The organism is Nocardia sp. CA-290969 (assembly GCF_050936135.1).
Lineage (GTDB): Bacteria > Actinomycetota > Actinomycetes > Mycobacteriales > Mycobacteriaceae > Nocardia.
Genome location: NZ_JBNJNJ010000001.1, coordinates 195169 through 210981, shown reverse-complemented (window position 1 = coordinate 210981; position 15813 = coordinate 195169). Strand labels below are relative to the sequence as shown.

The window sequence follows — 15813 nt, the reverse complement described above, 5'->3', positions numbered from 1 at the left end:
GTCCCCACCTCGGCAGTTCAGGACCTGAGTGCTGCGGCGAGGGCCGGGTTCACCGCCGTCGACAGCGCCAGCAGCGACTCCACCAGCAGGTCGATCAGGTCGTCTCGGGTAATCGTTTCTTCGCTCAGCCAGGACAGTGTGGTTTCCTCGGTGAACGCGACCCAGCCCCGGACCGCCAGCAGCAGGCGGGGATCTGCGCGCTCCTCATCGGAGAGTGGCACCTGGGAGAGGATGATGTCGACGATCGCGCGCCGGGTTTGTGCCACCATGTCCGCCAGGTCGGGATCGGAGCTGGTGGGGCCGCGCAGTAGCGCCACGTATGAGGTGCGGTTCTCGCTCACGTAGTCGACATAGCGGCCCACCGAATCGCGCAGCATATCCGCCAGGCCCAGCGTGGGGTCGGGTACGACTCGCACCAGCAGTTCCGCATTCGCCTGTTGCACCACCGCCAGCTGAAAGGCTTGTTTGGTGGGGAAATAGTGGAACAGCAGTCCGCGGGAGATACCGGCCTGAGCTGCGATTTCACTGACCGAAATATCCTCGATGGCGCGTTCGCCGAGCATTTTCACGCCGAGGGTGATCAGCTGCGTCCTCCGCTCGTCCGGGCTCAAGCGGACGCGTTTGGCGGTTTCCTGCGGACTCGTGCTCACGAATTCATCCTACTGAACGCTGCTCAATACTGTTGACTCCGGCTCAATAGAGCCTTAGTCTGGGGTACATGAGTCGCAAGGTTACAGACAATGCTGTCGCCAACCAGACCGCCCGCCACCTGCGGACGATCATCATCGGCAGCGGTTTCGCCGGCCTCGGCCTTGCCATCCGGCTGACCCAGCAGGGCCGGGATGATTTCCTGGTGCTCGAACGCGGCAGCGATGTCGGCGGCACCTGGCGGGACAACACCTATCCGGGCGCCGCCTGCGATGTGCCTTCGCATCTGTACTCGTACTCGTTCGCACTGAACCCGGACTGGTCGCGCTCGTTCTCCCGGCAGGGCGAGATCCAGGCCTATATCCGCAGCGTCGCCGACAAGTACAACGTGCGCGATAAGCATCTGTTCGACTGCGATGTCACCAGCGCGCGCTGGAACGCCGACGCCGCCCGCTGGGAAATCACCACCAGCAAGGGCGATTTCACCGCCGATACCGTGGTCTCCGCGGTCGGCGCGCTGTGCGAACCCAACCTGCCCGATATCAAGGGCATCAACAGCTACGAGGGCGAGATCTTCCACTCCGCCCGCTGGAACCACGATTCCGATCTCACCGGCAAACGCGTCGCCGTCATCGGCACCGGCGCCTCGGCCATCCAGATCGTGCCGGCCATCGCCGGGAAGGTGTCCCACCTCGACGTCTACCAGCGCACCGCGCCGTGGCTGCTCCCCCGGCTCGACCGGCCCTACACCCTGCCGGAGCGGCTCGCCTTCAAACACATCCCCGGTGCGCAGCGACTGTCCCGGGCCGCCATCTACGCCCTCCGCGAAACCCAGGTGGTGGGCCTGGCGAAATTCCCGGCGCTGATGCGCGGGTTCGAGGCGCTGTCCAAGGCCAAGCTGCAGTTCGAGATCCGTGACCCCGAACTGCGTAAGAAGGTCACCCCGGATTACCGGATCGGCTGCAAGCGCATGCTGATCTCCAACGAGTACTACCCGGCGCTGGATCGCGACAATGTCGACGTGGTCACCGACGGTATCGCCGAGATCCGCGCGAACTCCATCGTCACCAAGGACGGGACCGAACGCGAGGTGGACGCCATCGTGGTCGCGACCGGGTTCCATGTCACCGATTCCCCCACCTACCAGACCATTTTCGGCCGCGACGGCCGCAGCCTCGCGGAGGTCTTCGAGGAGATCGGCCAGCAGGGCTACAAGGGTTCGGCGATCGCCAACTACCCGAATCTGTTCTTCCTGCTCGGCCCGAATGTCGGGCTCGGCCACACCTCGATGGTGTACATGATCGAATCGCAGATCAACTACATCGCCGACGCCCTGGCCACCTTCGAACAGCGCAACCTGCGCACTGTCGAAGTCCGCCGCGACGCGCAGGACGCCTTCAACGCCGATCTGCAGCGCAAACTGGCCCGCAGCGTCTGGAACACCGGCGGCTGCGCCAGCTGGTACCTCGACAAACACGGCAACAACACCACGCTGTGGCCGGACTTCACCTTCGAATTCCGCCGGATCACAAGGAAGTTCGATATCGCCGCCTACGATACGACCACGGCGGCCGACGCCCCTGCACGTCCCGATCTGAAAGTGGTAGCAGCACCGTGAGCAACGACGCTTATTTCCGTAACAAGGTTTGTGTGATCACCGGGGCCGGCTCCGGGATCGGCCGGGCGCTGGCCGTGAACCTCGCCCGGCGCGGCGCGAAACTCGCGCTGTCCGATATCGACACCGAGGGCCTGGCCGAAACCGTGCGCCGCTGCGAACAGCTGGGCGCCGAGGTGAAATCGGACCGGCTCAACGTCGCCGAGCGCGAGGCCGTCCTGCTGTACGCCGACGCGGTGAAACAGCATTTCGGTGTGGTGCACCAGATCTACAACAACGCCGGTATCGCCCATCACGGCGATGTCGTGAAAACCGATTTCAAAGACATCGAACGCATCATGGATGTCGATTTCTGGGGTGTGGTGAACGGGACCAAAGCGTTCCTGCCCTACCTGCTGGAATCCGGTGACGGTCACGTCGTCAACGTTTCCAGCCTGTTCGGCCTGATCGCCGTGCCCGGCCAGGCCGCCTACAACTCGGCCAAATTCGCGGTCCGCGGATTCACCGAGGCGCTGCGGCAGGAAATGCTGGTGGAGAAGGCGCCGGTCAAGGTCACCTGCGTCCATCCCGGTGGGATCAAGACCGCGGTCGCGCGTAATGCCACCTACAGCGAGGATATCGACGGCGCGGACGCCAGCTCGAAATTCGACAAATACCTCGCCATGCACAGCCCGGAAATGGCGGCGGAGACCATTGTCGACGGTGTCCGCAAGGGTCGCGGCCGGGTGCTGATCGGCTGGGAGGCCAAACTGCTGGACCTGTTCGTCCGCACCGCCGCCTCCGGGTACCAGCGCATCGCGGTGGCCGTCGAACGCCGTTTCCTGCCCTGATCGCGAGAAAGACCGATATGCGAGATATCGCGCTCCCGCTACCGCTGGTGCGGGCATTCATGGCGCCGCTGTACCGGTTGTCGTTCGATCACCGGATGCCGTTCCGGGCGCAGCGAGCCCTGATCGACGCCGCCTCCGTCCTGCAACCGGTACACCCGGGTGTCCGGGTGGAGAAACTGCGGCTCGGTGGCCGGCCCGCCGAACGGCTCGCCCCGCGCAACCCCGCCGATACCGACCCCGCCGCCGTGCTCTACCTGCACGGCGGCGGATACACCGTCGGTTCGCTGGCCACCCACCGGTCGCTGAACGGCCGCCTCGCCGCCGCGACCGGTGTACCGGTCTACGCGATCGACTACCGGCTGGCTCCCGAACACCCCTACCCCGCGGCGCTCGACGACGCCGAGGCCGCGTTCCTGGAACTGGTCACCGAGTACGGCTACCGCCCGGACCGGATCGCGATCGCCGGCGATTCGGCGGGCGGCGGGTTGTCCCTGGCCCTGGCCCAGCGGCTGATCGCCCGGCATCGGTACACGCCGGCCGCGCTCGGGCTGATCGCACCCTGGGTGGATCCGAACGAGTTGTCCGAACGCCCCCGCGACCTGGTGGTGAACGGACCCTGGTCGCGGGCCTGTGCCGCGGCCTACCTGGGCACCGGCGATTGCAACGATCCCGGGTACGCCCCGCTGCACGGGGTGCTGGCGGGATTGCCGCCGGTCTACATCCAGGCCGACGTCGACGAGCTGCTGCACCCGCAGTGCGTCGATCTCACCGCCGCGCTGCGGGCCGCCGGGGTCACGGTCGAGTTCACCGAGAGCCGCGGGCTCTGGCATGTCGCCCAGCTCCAGGCCGCGCTGGTCGGTCCCGCGGCCGCCGTGCTGACCGAAATGGCCGGTTTCCTGCGGCAAGCCATGGATCAGCAACCGGCGAGCGACCTAGGATGATTACCTGATCGGAACTCGTCAGCCCGGGCCACACCGCGAACTCCTGCGCATTCACGGGTGGCCCGCCGCCGGATGTCGCCGGTGGCGTAAATTACCGACCAGTTAGCAAACAGGGAAAGGCAATGATGCGCGAGTTCGAAGCCCCGGCTTCCTACACCATCCCGGAGGACGCGAACAATTCCGACAGCGTGTTCCGGCACGCGAAGGAATCCCCCACCGCGGTCATGTTCAACGTCCCCGACGGCCGGGGCGGCTGGCGCGACGTGCGGGCGGCGGAGTTCGCGAAGTCGGTCACCGACGTCGCCAAAGGCCTGATCGCCTCCGGTATCGAACTGGGCGACCGCGTCGCCATCATGGCCGCCACCCGCTACGAGTGGGCGCTGCTCGACTACGCCATCTGGGCGGCCGGCGGCTGCACCGTCGCCATCTACGACAGCTCCTCGGCCGAACAGGCGCGCTGGATCCTGCAGGATTCGGCCACCGTGCTGCTGGTCGTGGAGAACGACAAGCATCGCGACGTGATCGCCGAAATCGACCCGGCCGAACTGCCGCAGCTGCGCGAAACCCTGCAGATCGACTCCGCAGCCATCGATACGCTGATCGAACGCGGCGCCGGACTCGACGACCAGGCCGTGCACGATCGCCGCGCCCAGGTCGACGCCGCGTCCCCCGCCACCCTGATCTATACCTCCGGCACCACCGGCCGGCCCAAGGGCGTCATGCTGACCCACGCCAACCTGTGGGCCGAATCCCGCTCCGACCGGATCGCGCTGGCCTCGTTCCTCTCGCCCGGTAAGAAGACGCTGATGTTCCTGCCGCTGGCGCATGTTTTCGCCCGCGCCGTGGGGCTGGCGGCGTTCGACGCGAAGGTGACCGTCGCGCACACCTCGGACTGGAGCACCCTGGTGCAGCAGTTCGCCGAACACAAGCCGGACTTCGTGCTCTCGGTACCGCGCGTGTTCGAAAAGGTCTACAACGCGGCCAAGCAGAAGGCGCACGACGAGGGCAAGGGCAAGATCTTCGACGCCGCCGCCGCCACCGCGATCGAATACAGCGAGGCCCTGGAGAAGGGCAAACCCGGCCTGGTGCTGCAGGCCAAGCGGGCGCTGTTCGACAAACTGGTCTACGGCAAACTGCGCGCCGCGCTCGGCGGCAGCTGCCAGGCCGCGGTCTCCGGCGGCGGGCCGCTGGGTGCCCGGCTGGGACATTTCTTCCGCGGTATCGGCGTCACGATCTACGAGGGCTACGGCCTCACCGAAACCACGGCCGCCATCTCGGTCAACACCCCGGAACACATCCGCGTGGGCTCGGTCGGCCGGCCGATCGAGGGCCATGCCGCCAAGATCGCCGAAGACGGCGAACTGCTGCTCCGCGGTTCGGTGGTGTTCGGCGGCTACTGGGGTAATGCCGAAGCCACCGCGGACGCGTTCGAAGACGGCTGGTTCAAGACCGGCGATCTCGGCGCGATCGACGCGGACGGTTTCATCTCCATCACCGGCCGCAAGAAGGAAATCATCGTCACCGCCGGCGGTAAGAACGTCTCCCCCGCGGTGCTCGAGGATTCGCTGCGCGCCCATCCGCTGATCAGCCAGGTGATGGTCGTCGGTGACAGCAAACCGTTCATCGGCGCGCTGATCACCCTCGACCCGGAGGCACTGCCGGGCTGGAAGGAACGCAACAACGTCGCCGCCGACGTCGATATCGCGGAACTGGTCAAGAACCCGGCGCTGATCGCCGAGGTGGAGGAAGCCGTCGCCGAAACCAACAAGAAGGTTTCCAAGGCGGAACAGATCAAGAAGATCAATATCCTCACCGTGGACTGGACCCAGGAAACCGGCGAGCTCACCCCGAAGATGTCGCTGAAGCGCGCCGTCGTGATGAAGCAGTACGGCGACGAGGTAGAGAAGATCTACAGCTGAGCTGTGTTCATTTGCACCACCTCCGGCGGCGCGGAGTTTCGTAGGACTCGGCGCCGCCGCGGAGCACGTTCGATTTCGAGGGTATGAGACCCCTCGATATCCTGCTGACGCGCCGATGGCCGCTGGGCGCGTTGCCGGTAGGTGGTGCCGCGCCGGGCTACCTCAACCGACGGTGAACCTATCCTGCTTCAGCGTGGGAAACCCGATGGCGCACGGAATAATTCACCCGCAGTGTGGTGAATACCGGGCGGGAGTCGGGAGTCGACATCGAAAACTACTGGAACCTCGACCATCCTGTACTGGACATTCTGCGCCGGCGGCGGGACAGCGGCAGTAAACCGGGCGAGCGCAGTGACGGTGCGAAGGTTGCGTCGACCGTCGCGGGCGGCGGGATGCGGGGGGCAGCGATATCCGCTCTTCGACCCGCTGCTGAAAGCGGTCGGTGCGCTGTTCATCGACCGTTCCACGCCGGGGGCCGCCCAGCAGGCGCTGAACTCACTGGTGGGCGAACTCCGGGCGGGCAACTCGGTCGTTGTCGCACCGGCCACCGTCGCTACCTCGACACACTGGATCGCGGGCCCGGCTCGGACTCCGCGAACCCGCGCTGAGGGGCGAACGGCTCCGTCTTCTGTACCTGCGGGAGCAAGGCAGCGGCCACCGGCCCAGAGCCCGATCAGGCCGGCGAATCAACGGGTCAGCGAGTTCACCTCGAGTGCATCCGCCGGGCCGGGCGGGCGCGCCACGGGGTTACGGATGAACAGCGCCGAGGCCACCGCACCGATCAGCAACAGCGTGGCCGGCAGGAACGTCGCCGCGCTCAGCGCCGAACTGAACGCCTGGCGCACCACTTCGGGGACCTGACCGGTTCCCATGCCTTCACCGGCCGGGGCATCGCCCAGTCCCTCGGCGGTCATCCGGGCTGCGATCAAGGCACTGATCGCCGCACTGCCGAGCACCGAACCCACCTGGCGGGTCGTGTTGTAGACCCCGGCGCCCGCGCCGGCCTGATGGATCGGCAGATTATGGGTGGCGGTGGTCGCCAGTGGCGCCCAGATGAACGAGTTGGACAGGCCGGCGACAGCGCCCGCGAGCACCATCCAGGTGATGTTCGCATGCGGGTCGCGCATCACCAGGGCAAGCCAGGCAGTGGAGATCGCGAACAACAGGAACCCGATGGTCGGGATGAGGCGGGGATGCCAGCGGCCGGACAGTTTGCCCACCACCGGAGCGGCGATACCGGAGATGATCGCCATCGGGGCGAGCACCAGTGCCGAACGAGTGGGCGTCATACCGTGCACGGCCTGGAGGTAGAAGTAGATCGGCACCATCACGGCGGTGACCGATGCGCCCATACTGGCGATGGCCAGATTCGACAGCGAGAAATTGCGGTCGCGGAAAAGCCCCAGTGGCAGCAACGGCTCCCCCGAACCACGGGCCTGGGTCACTACGAACACCGCGAGCACCACGACACCCGCGAGGATCATCACCCAGATCACCGCCGACCAATCGCGGGCATTGCCCTCCTGGATCCCGAACACCAGCAGGAACATGCCGGCCGCGCTCAGCACCACACCCAGCCAGTCGAACTTGTGCTCATGGGTCGGCAGGGACGGCACCAGCCAGGCCGCGAGCGCGAATGCCACGACACCCACCGGCACGTTGACGATGAAGATCCATTCCCAGCCGAGACCGTCGACCAGCACCCCGCCCAGGATCGGGCCGATCAGGGTCGCCAGCCCGGCGACAGCGCCCCACAGGCCCATCGCCGCGCCGCGACCGTCCGGCGGGAAGGTCCGGGTGATCACCGCCATGGTCTGCGGGGTCATCAGCGCGGCGCCCAGCCCCTGCACCGCGCGGGCCGCGATCAGCGTTTCGATATCACCGGAGAGCCCGCACCACAGCGAGGCGAGGGTGAACACGGTCAGGCCGATCAGGTAGATGTTCTTGGGACCGAACCGGTCGCCCAGCCGTCCGGTGATCAACAGCGGGACCGCGTAGGTGAGCAGATAGGCGCTGGTCACCCAGATGACCGCGGAGATATCGGCATGCAGATCGGTCATGATCGCCGGGTTGGCGACAGCCACGATGGTCACATCGAGCAGGATCATGAAGAACCCGACGACGAGGGCCCCCAAGGCCAGCCACGGATTACGTTGAGTGGGCATTGATTCCATTCCTGTCCCGGCGGCGCCGTCTGCGCCCGCCCATGGATCCGTCGCGGTGCGCCGCACGCTCGCACCACCCGACCGCCACCGGCCGACCCTCGCAGGGCGCGCGGTGACAGCACTCGATTCATGCCGTGGTCACTCCGGACATCTGGTACGACACCGCAGTCCGCACCAACATTCCGGGCATTTCGGACCGATCGTAACCCGGGCTAGAGACCGTGCGCGTCCAGCCAGGACCGCGCCAGGTCCGCCGGCCCGGCACCCTCGTCCCGGACCCGCAAGATCAACGCCGCCAGTTCGTCGGTGGTGAGTTCCCCCGCGACGTAGTTCAACTTCTCGGCCTGCCGTTCGTCCAGTACACCTTTGCGCACCAGCGCGACCGGGTTCTCGGTACGGATCGCGTCCCCGGAATCGGCCAGGACCGTCAGACCGCCGGTACCGCCGGGCAGGAATTCGGCCGGACCGCCCAGCACCGCCACCTGGATCCGCCCGTCCAGGAGTGCCCCGCGCAGCTCGGCGGGATCGGTGAACTGCTGAGTCGACGCGAACTCACACCCCGAGATCCGCCCCGCGACCGCGGGCAGGTCGAGCAGGCCGGGCACCGCCGCCGTCCCCGCGACCAGCCCGGCACACCGGCCGGCCAGATCCTCGACCGAACCGATCCCCTGCTGTTCCGCGGTCGCGGTGGTGACCAGCACCCGCGGTTCGAAATCGGTCCCGTCCGCAGGATCGGAGGTGGCCGTATCCTGCGGCAGCGACCCGTTCAGCTCCGCGGTGACCGCCTCCACCGTCTCGGCGTCCGCCCCCGTGTTCAACTCCGCGAGCAGGGCACCGTTGTTGTCGGCGGCCACCGCGACGGTCCCCGTGCCCAAGGCCGCCAGCACCTCGGCGCGGTCCCCCAGCCCCGGCTCCACCCGGACCGCGGCCCCGGTCCGCGCGAGCGCCTGCGCATAGATTTCCGCCAGCACCCGCGACTGCGCCGATTCCTGCGCCCCCACCACCAGCGGATCGGCCGCTTCCCCGGAACCACAGGAAACCGCGAGCACGGCGAGTACCGGCACCAGCACCCGACCCACGACACGCACCGATTCCGCCAGCACCATCCCGCGAAACACCCACTTCCGTACACGAGTCGCACCCGCTACCCGGGCACCGGACAGCACCGAAAATCTACCGCCGCACCACCCCACCCGAGCCCCCGCCCCGGCTCTGACCGCGCCACCACACCCCGGCAGCCGACCCCGCACTACTACCACTACGAAGTTGTCCACAGCCATCCCGAACGCGCCCCGCGGCAGTGCCGTGTCGCAGGGACCAAGGGGGGCCAAACCCGTGCCGCCGGAGGCGGCACCAAAAACTACAGCACCCGGCCATTGGTCTCGGCCGGGTGCTGTAGTTGCGGTTACCGCCCGGGTAAGGCGGAACGATCTATCAGGCGACGCCTTCCGCGCGGGCGGCGGCGGCGACCGCATCGGCGACCGCCGGGGCGACCCTGGGGTCCAGGGGGCTGGGCACGATCTTGTCGACGGCGAGTTCGTCGGCGACCACGCCGAGGATCGCGTCGGCGGCGGCGATCTTCATACCCTCGGTGATCCGCCGGGCGCCCGCGTCGAGGGCGCCCTTGAACACACCGGGGAAGGCCAGCACGTTGTTGATCTGGTTCGGGAAATCGCTGCGGCCGGTGGCGACGATCGCGGCGTATTTACGGGCGACCTCGGGGTGGATCTCCGGGTCCGGGTTGGACATGGCGAACACGATCGCTTCCGGTGCCATCGAGGCGATGAGCTCTTCGGCGATGGTGCCCGCGGACAGGCCCAGGAACACATCGGCGCCGGTGAGCGCGTCGGCCGCGGAGCCGGTGAGGCCGCGTGGGTTGGTGCGCTGGGCCAGGTCGGCTTTGACGGCGTTGAGATCGGTGCGGTCGCGGCTGACGATGCCCTTGGAGTCCAGCACCGTCACATCGGCGACACCGGCGGCGAGCAGGATGTTCGTGCAGGCGACGCCCGCGGCGCCGGCGCCCGAAACGACCACCTTCAGGCCGGAGGTGGGCCGGCCCTGCACCCGGGCCGCGCCGTTGAGCGCCGCCAGCACCACGATGGCGGTGCCGTGCTGATCGTCGTGCATCACCGGGCAATCCAGTGCCTCCACGACCCGCTTCTCGATTTCGAAGCACCGCGGGGCGGAGATGTCTTCCAGGTTCACCGCGCCGAAGCTGGGCCGCAGGCGCACCAGGGTTTCCACGATCTCGTCGACATCCTTGGTGTCGAGGACGATCGGAATGGAGTCCAGGCCGGCGAACTTCTTGAACAGCGCCGATTTACCTTCCATCACGGGCAGCGAGGCACGCGGGCCGATATCACCGAGGCCGAGCACCGCGGAGCCGTCGCTGACCACGACGACGAGGCGGTCGGTCCAGGTGTAGCGCTTGGCCAGGGTCTCGTCCTCGGCGATCGCGCGGCTCACCTGCGCCACCCCCGGGGTGTAGGCGATCGAGAGGTCGCGCTGGGTCTCGAGCGGGGCGCTGAGCTCTACCGATAGCTTGCCGCCGAGGTGACCGGCGAAGATCTCCTCATGAGTGATCGCCGCGAGGTCTTCGGCCTCGCTCTTGCTGGCGGTGGCGTTCGGTGTGTCAGTCACAGAGGACACGATTTCACTCCTGCTGGTTGCGGTCGTAACCGGTGGACGGTTACCGCCGGGTATTCGGTGTTATCTGCGTCATATCGAGCTCTCCCCCCGGCACTGCGGGGAGCGCAACTTCTCGACCAGGCGGTTTACCGGCGAAGCAAGGCACCCGGATGCCCACGGGACACCTCGGGCCGGGATCGGCGAGGCACTGGTTGCGGGCAACAAGGGGTTCGGGTGGATTTCGGACGGGTTGGTCCGGCAGAACTCGATCGGCGCCCGGCTCCGGCCGCGACGGTGCGTCGCGTGGCGGTGAGCGCCCGATATCCCCGACCCGGCGGTGGCAACGATCGGGAATCCGCAACATTGTGCCAGGTCCGGGGACGAACGCCAAACCGGCGCCGCGGATCGTGTATCGAACACCACGGGCTCAGCGTAGGGCGCGGGCATTACCTTCCCGTAAGCGGAAACTCCCGGACCGGCCGGACACGGGGTGAGACAGCTCCGCCGCGTACCGGACCACGCAGTGAAGCCGGCTCGCGCAGGCTACCCCCACCATTGGGTCCAGAGCAGGATCGCCGTGGCGCCGAAGATCAGCGCGGCGGCGGCGAGCGATGCGGTGCCGCGTTTGCGGTCCGAATAGATCTGCGCCGCAAGGGCGATCACCGCGACCCCGATATGCGCGCCGACCGATTCGGCGCCGGGGCCGGGGAACCCCCGGCGGGCGCCGATCAAGGCGGCCCCCACTACGACGCAGGCCAGGACGAACAGCCCGGCCGCGACGGTCCCGCTGAGTCCGCGTACGACTTTCATGAGGCGAGTACCGGAACGCCGGTGGCCCGGCCGGCCAGTTTCTCGAATTGGACCGGGTCGGTGGTGCGGGTGCCCAGCTCGATGGTCTTGTTCGCGCCGTGGTAGTCCGAGGAGCCGGTGGTGAGCAAGCCGTATTCACCGGCCAGGTCGCGCAGTACCACCCGATCGTGGTCGTTGTGGTCGGGGTGATCGATTTCCAGGCCACCCAGACCCAGCGGCACCAGAGCCGGGATCTCCGCCAGATCGAGTAGCCGGCCGCGTGCGCGGGCCCGGCCGTGTGCGAGCACGCTCACCCCACCGGCCTCGCTGATCATCTGTACCGCCCGGTGCAGGGGCGTATCGGCCTTCTCCACGTAGTAGGGGCCGTTCGCGGCCAGCAACTGGCCGAACGCGGCCTCGACGCTCGGGACGACCCCGGCTTCCACCAGGGCGCGGGCCAGATGCGGGCGGCCCGCGGCCGGGCCGGCCGAAGCGAGAACGGCGTCCGGGTCCACGGGTAACCCGTCGGCGGCCATCTGCTCGGCCATCGCGCGCAGCCGCTGCACCCGCTCACCGCGCAGACGTTCCCGTTCGGCCGCGAAACCGGGGTCGGCGGGGTCGAACAAGTAGGCCAGCAGATGCACCGATACCGGCCGGCCGTCGACACCCCGCCCCACACACGACATCTCCATGCCTCGCACCAGCGCCAATCCGGCCGGGCGGGCGGCCTCGGCGTCGGCCCAGCCGGCGGTCGTATCGTGATCGGTGATCGCGACCACGTCCAGCCCGGCGTCGGCCGCCTTCCGCACCAGTTCGGCCGGGGTGTCGGTGCCGTCGGAAGCGGTGGTGTGGGTATGCAGGTCGATGCGCACGCCGTCCAGTCTGTCAGTGCGGGTCCGGCGTGCTGTTCGCACGGGCGGGCTAGCATCGACGCGTGCCTTCCCTGCCGCTGCCGTTCCACAGTCCGGGGCGGACGCGGCGACCGGCTTCCGCCCCGTATATCCGGGTGCCCACGGCCCGCGCGGTCGTGGACTGCGCCGTGTACGTGGACGGCGAGCGGCTACCCGGCCGGTATACGCACAAGAGCGCGCTGAGCGCCGCGCGGGAACACGGCGGATTCGTCTGGCTCGGCCTGCACGACCCCGATGCGGCACAGATGGCCGAGATCGCCGAAACGTTCGGCCTGCACGAACTGGCGGTCGAGGACGCGGTGCAGGCACATCAGCGACCGAAACTGGAACGCTACGACGACACCCTGGTCGTGGTGATGCGCACTGTCGCCTACCGGGAACACGAACTGCACAGCGTCAGCGAAATCGTGGAAACGGGCGAACTGATGATCTTCGTCGCACCGGATTTCGTGATCGCGGTCCGGCACGGCGAACATGCGCCACTGTCGGTGGTGCGGCGCGGCCTGGAATCCGACCCCGGCCGGTTGCGCCTCGGACCCGGCTCGGTACTGCACGCGATCGCCGACCATGTGGTCGATTCCTATATCGAGGTCGTGCAATCGGTGGAATTCGATATCGACGCGATGGAAGAGGAAATCTTCACCCCGCGTTCCCCGGTGACGGTCGAATCCATCTACCAGCTGAAGCGCGAAGTGGTGGAACTGCGGCGGGCCGTGAATCCGCTGGCGCTCCCGCTGCAAACGCTGGTGCAGAACAAAGAACTACCGCTGGACGCGGAGGTCCGCCGCTATCTTCGCGATGTCGCCGACCATCACACCGCGGTCGCCGAACGCATCACCGATTTCGACGAAGCACTCAGCTCGCTCATCAATGCCGCGCTCGCCAAGATCACGGTCCAGCAGAACACGGATATGCGCAAGATTTCGGCGTGGGTCGCGGTGGCCGCCGTCCCGACCATGATCGCCGGAATCTACGGTATGAATTTCGAGCACATGCCCGAACTGAAAACCACCTGGGGCTACCCCGTGATATGGCTGGTGATCATTACGGTCTGCGGCTCACTACTGGCCCTTTTCCGCCGCAACAACTGGCTCTGACCGCCGAACGCGGCCCCGGCGGTGCCGAGTCTTACGAGGCCCCGAGAGGTTTTGGCCCGTCCCTGCTGTCAGTGCTCGATGCGATGCGGCGCAGCCGCGAGTGTCGAGTGCTGACAGCAGGGACCAAGGGGGCCAAAACCACGTGCCGACGGAGTCGGCACCAAATTACAGTGCGGCCGCGCCGCGGCCCGGGTCGAGAACGTCTATCCCGGCCTCGTTCCAGGCGTCCCGTAATGCCTGTGCACCACGTACCCGCACCCACGCGGCCTCGGTCGCCGTCACGGGGGTCACCGCGAAATAGTGCACCGGTTCGGCGGGCTCGGGCAGGTCGACCTCGGGTATCTCCCCGGGGCCCAGCAGCACGGCGGTGAAGGGGGCGTCCCGCCAGAGCGGTTCGCCGAGATCCAGTAGTGCGTCGGCCTGCAGGACCACGCCCTCCACCGCGGGCGAGGCGGCCAGCACGCCCAGCGACCGGGCAACTCCCGCACCACTTCCGGACCCGGTCCGCAGCGTGAGCACCAATTCCGCGCGGGGCCCGCGCACCGGATCGGCCAGTACCGCCGACGGATCGCCCATCGGATGTCGTGACCCGCCGACGGTCGCGTAGTGCACCACCCCGTCGCCGGGGATCCGCAGGATCTCGATCGGTTCCAGGCCTAGAAAGGTCACCGAGGCGGTATCCACCGCGGCCGCGTCCACCTCGAAATGGCGCACCACGGCGGCGCGCACCCGCTCGCTCACATCCATCCGCTAGATGGCCAGCCGGGCGAGCATATCGCGGGCCTGCTCGGCGGTTTTCGGATCGCACAGCACGTCGTAACGCCCGGCGACCAACTGCATGGTCGACGCGAAATCCCGCTGCCCGCGGGTCGCGGCATACGGAATCGTGGTGGAGATGACGCCGAAAATAATGCCGCCCACCAGGCCCACCAGCAGCGGGCCGGCCATTCCGTTGGTCGTGAACAAACTCAGCAGCAGACCGAGGAACAGGCCCAGCCACGCCCCCGACACCACGCCTCCGCCGATCACCTTGCCCCAGTTCAGCCGGTACAGCACCCGCTCGACCTGCATCAGATCGACACCGACGATGGTCACGTTCTGCACCGGGAACTGATTGTCCGCCAGATAATCGACGGCACGCTGCGCCTCGGCATAGGTCGGATACGAACCGACCGGCCAGCCCGAAGGCGGCGTGGGCAGACCCTGTCTACCCCGATTCGAGCTCCCAAGGGGATTCGTCATGGTTCTATTGTGCCGTTTCCGGTGGCCGGGTGGAGATCAGGCCGGGGGCGTGAAGGTGGTGGTGCGTTTCATTCCGGCGGCGCGGCCCTTTTCCGCGACGACCGCGGCCATTTTCGCGCTGGCCTCGTCGATCATTTCGTCGCCCAGCATCACCGCGCCGCGCGCGCCGCCCTCGGTAGAGGTGTGATAGGCGTAGGCGTCCAGGATCATTTCTGCGTGGTCGTAATCCGATTGCCGGGGACTGAATATCTCGTTGGCGGCGTCGACCTGGCTCGGGTGCAGTACCCATTTGCCGTCGAAACCCAGTGCCGCGGTGCGGCCCGCGGCGCGGCGGAATCCGTCGATATCGCGGATCTGCAGGTACGGGCCGTCGATCGCCTGCAGACCGTGGGCGCGGGCAGTGAGCAGAATGGTCATCAGGATGTGGTGGTACGCGTCGCCGGTGTCGTAGCCTTCGGGCTGTTCGCCGACCACGAGGGTGCGCATATTGATACTGGCCATGAAATCGGCGGGCCCGAAAACCAGGGTCTGCACGCGCGGACTGGCGGTCGCGATTTCGTCGATATTGCGCAACCCGAGCGCGTTCTCGATCTGCGGCTCGATCCCGATCCGGCCGGGTTCGATCCCGTTGGCACGCTCCAACTGGCTCAGCAGCAGATCGAGCGCCCGCACCTGGCCCGCGTCGGTGACCTTGGGCAGCAGGATCGCGTCGAGCGCGGTGCCGGCGCCGTCGACCACCGAGATGACATCGGCGTAGGTCCACTGGGTGGTCCAGTCGTTCACCCGGACCACCCGCAGTTGCTCACCCCAGCCCGAATCGTTGAGGGCGGCGACGATATTGGCGCGGGCGGCGGCCTTGGCGCCCGGGGCGACAGCGTCTTCGAGATCCAGAAAAACCTCGTCGACCGGCAGCCCTTTGGCCTTGGCGATCATTTTCGGGTTGCTGCCCGGCACGGCGAGCACGGAACGGCGCGGCTTCATCAACACTCCTGGGGTCGGCCCGGTCCGGCCCCGGAACATCTAGCCTG

The 15813-nt window shown here is 67.5% G+C and carries 14 protein-coding genes; 5 read left to right on the top strand and 9 right to left on the bottom strand.

What is annotated here, in order from left to right:
• Positions 1–17: 17 nt before the first annotated feature.
• Positions 18–650 carry a TetR/AcrR family transcriptional regulator gene (locus ACQEVO_RS01135; RefSeq protein ID WP_432907831.1) on the bottom strand — a complete coding sequence of 211 codons (633 nt, stop codon included), beginning with the start codon at positions 648–650 and terminating at the stop codon, positions 18–20.
• Positions 651–718: 68 nt separating this feature from the next.
• Between ACQEVO_RS01135 and ACQEVO_RS01130 the strand changes: the two genes are divergently transcribed.
• From ACQEVO_RS01130 to ACQEVO_RS01115, 4 genes are all read left to right on the top strand, one after another.
• On the top strand, positions 719–2266 hold the full coding sequence (locus ACQEVO_RS01130) for a flavin-containing monooxygenase (RefSeq protein WP_432907828.1): 1548 nt from the start codon (positions 719–721) through the stop codon (positions 2264–2266).
• The gene (locus tag ACQEVO_RS01125; protein WP_432907826.1) at positions 2263–3093 is read left to right on the top strand and encodes an SDR family NAD(P)-dependent oxidoreductase; all 831 of its coding nucleotides are present in this window, start codon (positions 2263–2265) and stop codon (positions 3091–3093) included. The genes ACQEVO_RS01130 and ACQEVO_RS01125 overlap by 4 nt, the downstream gene beginning before the upstream one ends.
• A gap of 17 nt (positions 3094–3110) precedes the next feature.
• Positions 3111–4034, top strand: a complete 924-nt coding sequence (locus tag ACQEVO_RS01120; RefSeq protein ID WP_432907825.1) for an alpha/beta hydrolase — start codon at positions 3111–3113, stop codon at positions 4032–4034.
• A gap of 125 nt (positions 4035–4159) precedes the next feature.
• The gene (locus tag ACQEVO_RS01115) at positions 4160–5953 is read left to right on the top strand and encodes an AMP-dependent synthetase/ligase (RefSeq protein ID WP_432922206.1); all 1794 of its coding nucleotides are present in this window, start codon (positions 4160–4162) and stop codon (positions 5951–5953) included.
• A 686-nt stretch (positions 5954–6639) separates the two neighbouring features.
• Here ACQEVO_RS01115 and ACQEVO_RS01110 read toward each other — a convergent pair.
• From ACQEVO_RS01110 to ACQEVO_RS01090, 5 genes are all read right to left on the bottom strand, one after another.
• On the bottom strand, positions 6640–8118 hold the full coding sequence (locus tag ACQEVO_RS01110) for an MDR family MFS transporter (protein WP_432907822.1): 1479 nt from the start codon (positions 8116–8118) through the stop codon (positions 6640–6642).
• 212 nt (positions 8119–8330) lie between these two features.
• Positions 8331–9206 (bottom strand): glycine betaine ABC transporter substrate-binding protein, encoded by an 876-nt coding sequence (locus tag ACQEVO_RS01105; RefSeq protein ID WP_432907819.1) that lies wholly within the window; start codon positions 9204–9206, stop codon positions 8331–8333.
• Positions 9207–9552: 346 nt separating this feature from the next.
• The gene (locus ACQEVO_RS01100) at positions 9553–10758 is read right to left on the bottom strand and encodes an NAD(P)-dependent malic enzyme (protein ID WP_432922203.1); all 1206 of its coding nucleotides are present in this window, start codon (positions 10756–10758) and stop codon (positions 9553–9555) included.
• 531 nt (positions 10759–11289) lie between these two features.
• Positions 11290–11556, bottom strand: a complete 267-nt coding sequence (locus tag ACQEVO_RS01095; protein ID WP_432907816.1) for a hypothetical protein — start codon at positions 11554–11556, stop codon at positions 11290–11292.
• Positions 11553–12407 (bottom strand): PHP domain-containing protein, encoded by an 855-nt coding sequence (locus ACQEVO_RS01090; RefSeq protein ID WP_432907813.1) that lies wholly within the window; start codon positions 12405–12407, stop codon positions 11553–11555. The genes ACQEVO_RS01095 and ACQEVO_RS01090 overlap by 4 nt, the downstream gene beginning before the upstream one ends.
• 62 nt (positions 12408–12469) lie before the next feature.
• Here ACQEVO_RS01090 and ACQEVO_RS01085 point away from each other — a divergent pair, with 62 nt between their 5' ends.
• Positions 12470–13543, top strand: a complete 1074-nt coding sequence (locus tag ACQEVO_RS01085; protein WP_432907811.1) for a magnesium and cobalt transport protein CorA — start codon at positions 12470–12472, stop codon at positions 13541–13543.
• A gap of 165 nt (positions 13544–13708) precedes the next feature.
• Here the strand turns inward: ACQEVO_RS01085 and ACQEVO_RS01080 are convergent, their stop codons facing one another.
• The 3 genes from ACQEVO_RS01080 to ACQEVO_RS01070 are packed head-to-tail and all read right to left on the bottom strand — an operon-like array spanning position 13709 to position 15766.
• Positions 13709–14290 carry a suppressor of fused domain protein gene (locus ACQEVO_RS01080; RefSeq protein ID WP_432907808.1) on the bottom strand — a complete coding sequence of 194 codons (582 nt, stop codon included), beginning with the start codon at positions 14288–14290 and terminating at the stop codon, positions 13709–13711.
• A 3-nt stretch (positions 14291–14293) separates the two neighbouring features.
• Positions 14294–14785 carry a general stress protein gene (locus ACQEVO_RS01075; protein WP_033243303.1) on the bottom strand — a complete coding sequence of 164 codons (492 nt, stop codon included), beginning with the start codon at positions 14783–14785 and terminating at the stop codon, positions 14294–14296.
• A gap of 36 nt (positions 14786–14821) precedes the next feature.
• Positions 14822–15766 (bottom strand): HpcH/HpaI aldolase/citrate lyase family protein, encoded by a 945-nt coding sequence (locus ACQEVO_RS01070; protein ID WP_432907805.1) that lies wholly within the window; start codon positions 15764–15766, stop codon positions 14822–14824.
• Positions 15767–15813: the final 47 nt, after the last annotated feature.

Excerpts from the sequence above, each read along its gene's own strand:
- ACQEVO_RS01110 (WP_432907822.1), bottom strand. The coding sequence starts at position 8,118 with ATGCCCACTCAACGTAATCCGTGGCTGGCCTTGGGGGCCCTCGTCGTC.
- ACQEVO_RS01130 (WP_432907828.1), top strand. The coding sequence starts at position 719 with ATGAGTCGCAAGGTTACAGACAATGCTGTCGCCAACCAGACCGCCCGC.
- ACQEVO_RS01080 (WP_432907808.1), bottom strand. The coding sequence starts at position 14,290 with ATGGATGTGAGCGAGCGGGTGCGCGCCGCCGTGGTGCGCCATTTCGAG.
- ACQEVO_RS01115 (WP_432922206.1), top strand. The coding sequence starts at position 4,160 with ATGCGCGAGTTCGAAGCCCCGGCTTCCTACACCATCCCGGAGGACGCG.
- ACQEVO_RS01075 (WP_033243303.1), bottom strand. The coding sequence starts at position 14,785 with ATGACGAATCCCCTTGGGAGCTCGAATCGGGGTAGACAGGGTCTGCCC.
- ACQEVO_RS01070 (WP_432907805.1), bottom strand. The coding sequence starts at position 15,766 with ATGAAGCCGCGCCGTTCCGTGCTCGCCGTGCCGGGCAGCAACCCGAAA.
- ACQEVO_RS01120 (WP_432907825.1), top strand. The coding sequence starts at position 3,111 with ATGCGAGATATCGCGCTCCCGCTACCGCTGGTGCGGGCATTCATGGCG.
- ACQEVO_RS01095 (WP_432907816.1), bottom strand. The coding sequence starts at position 11,556 with ATGAAAGTCGTACGCGGACTCAGCGGGACCGTCGCGGCCGGGCTGTTC.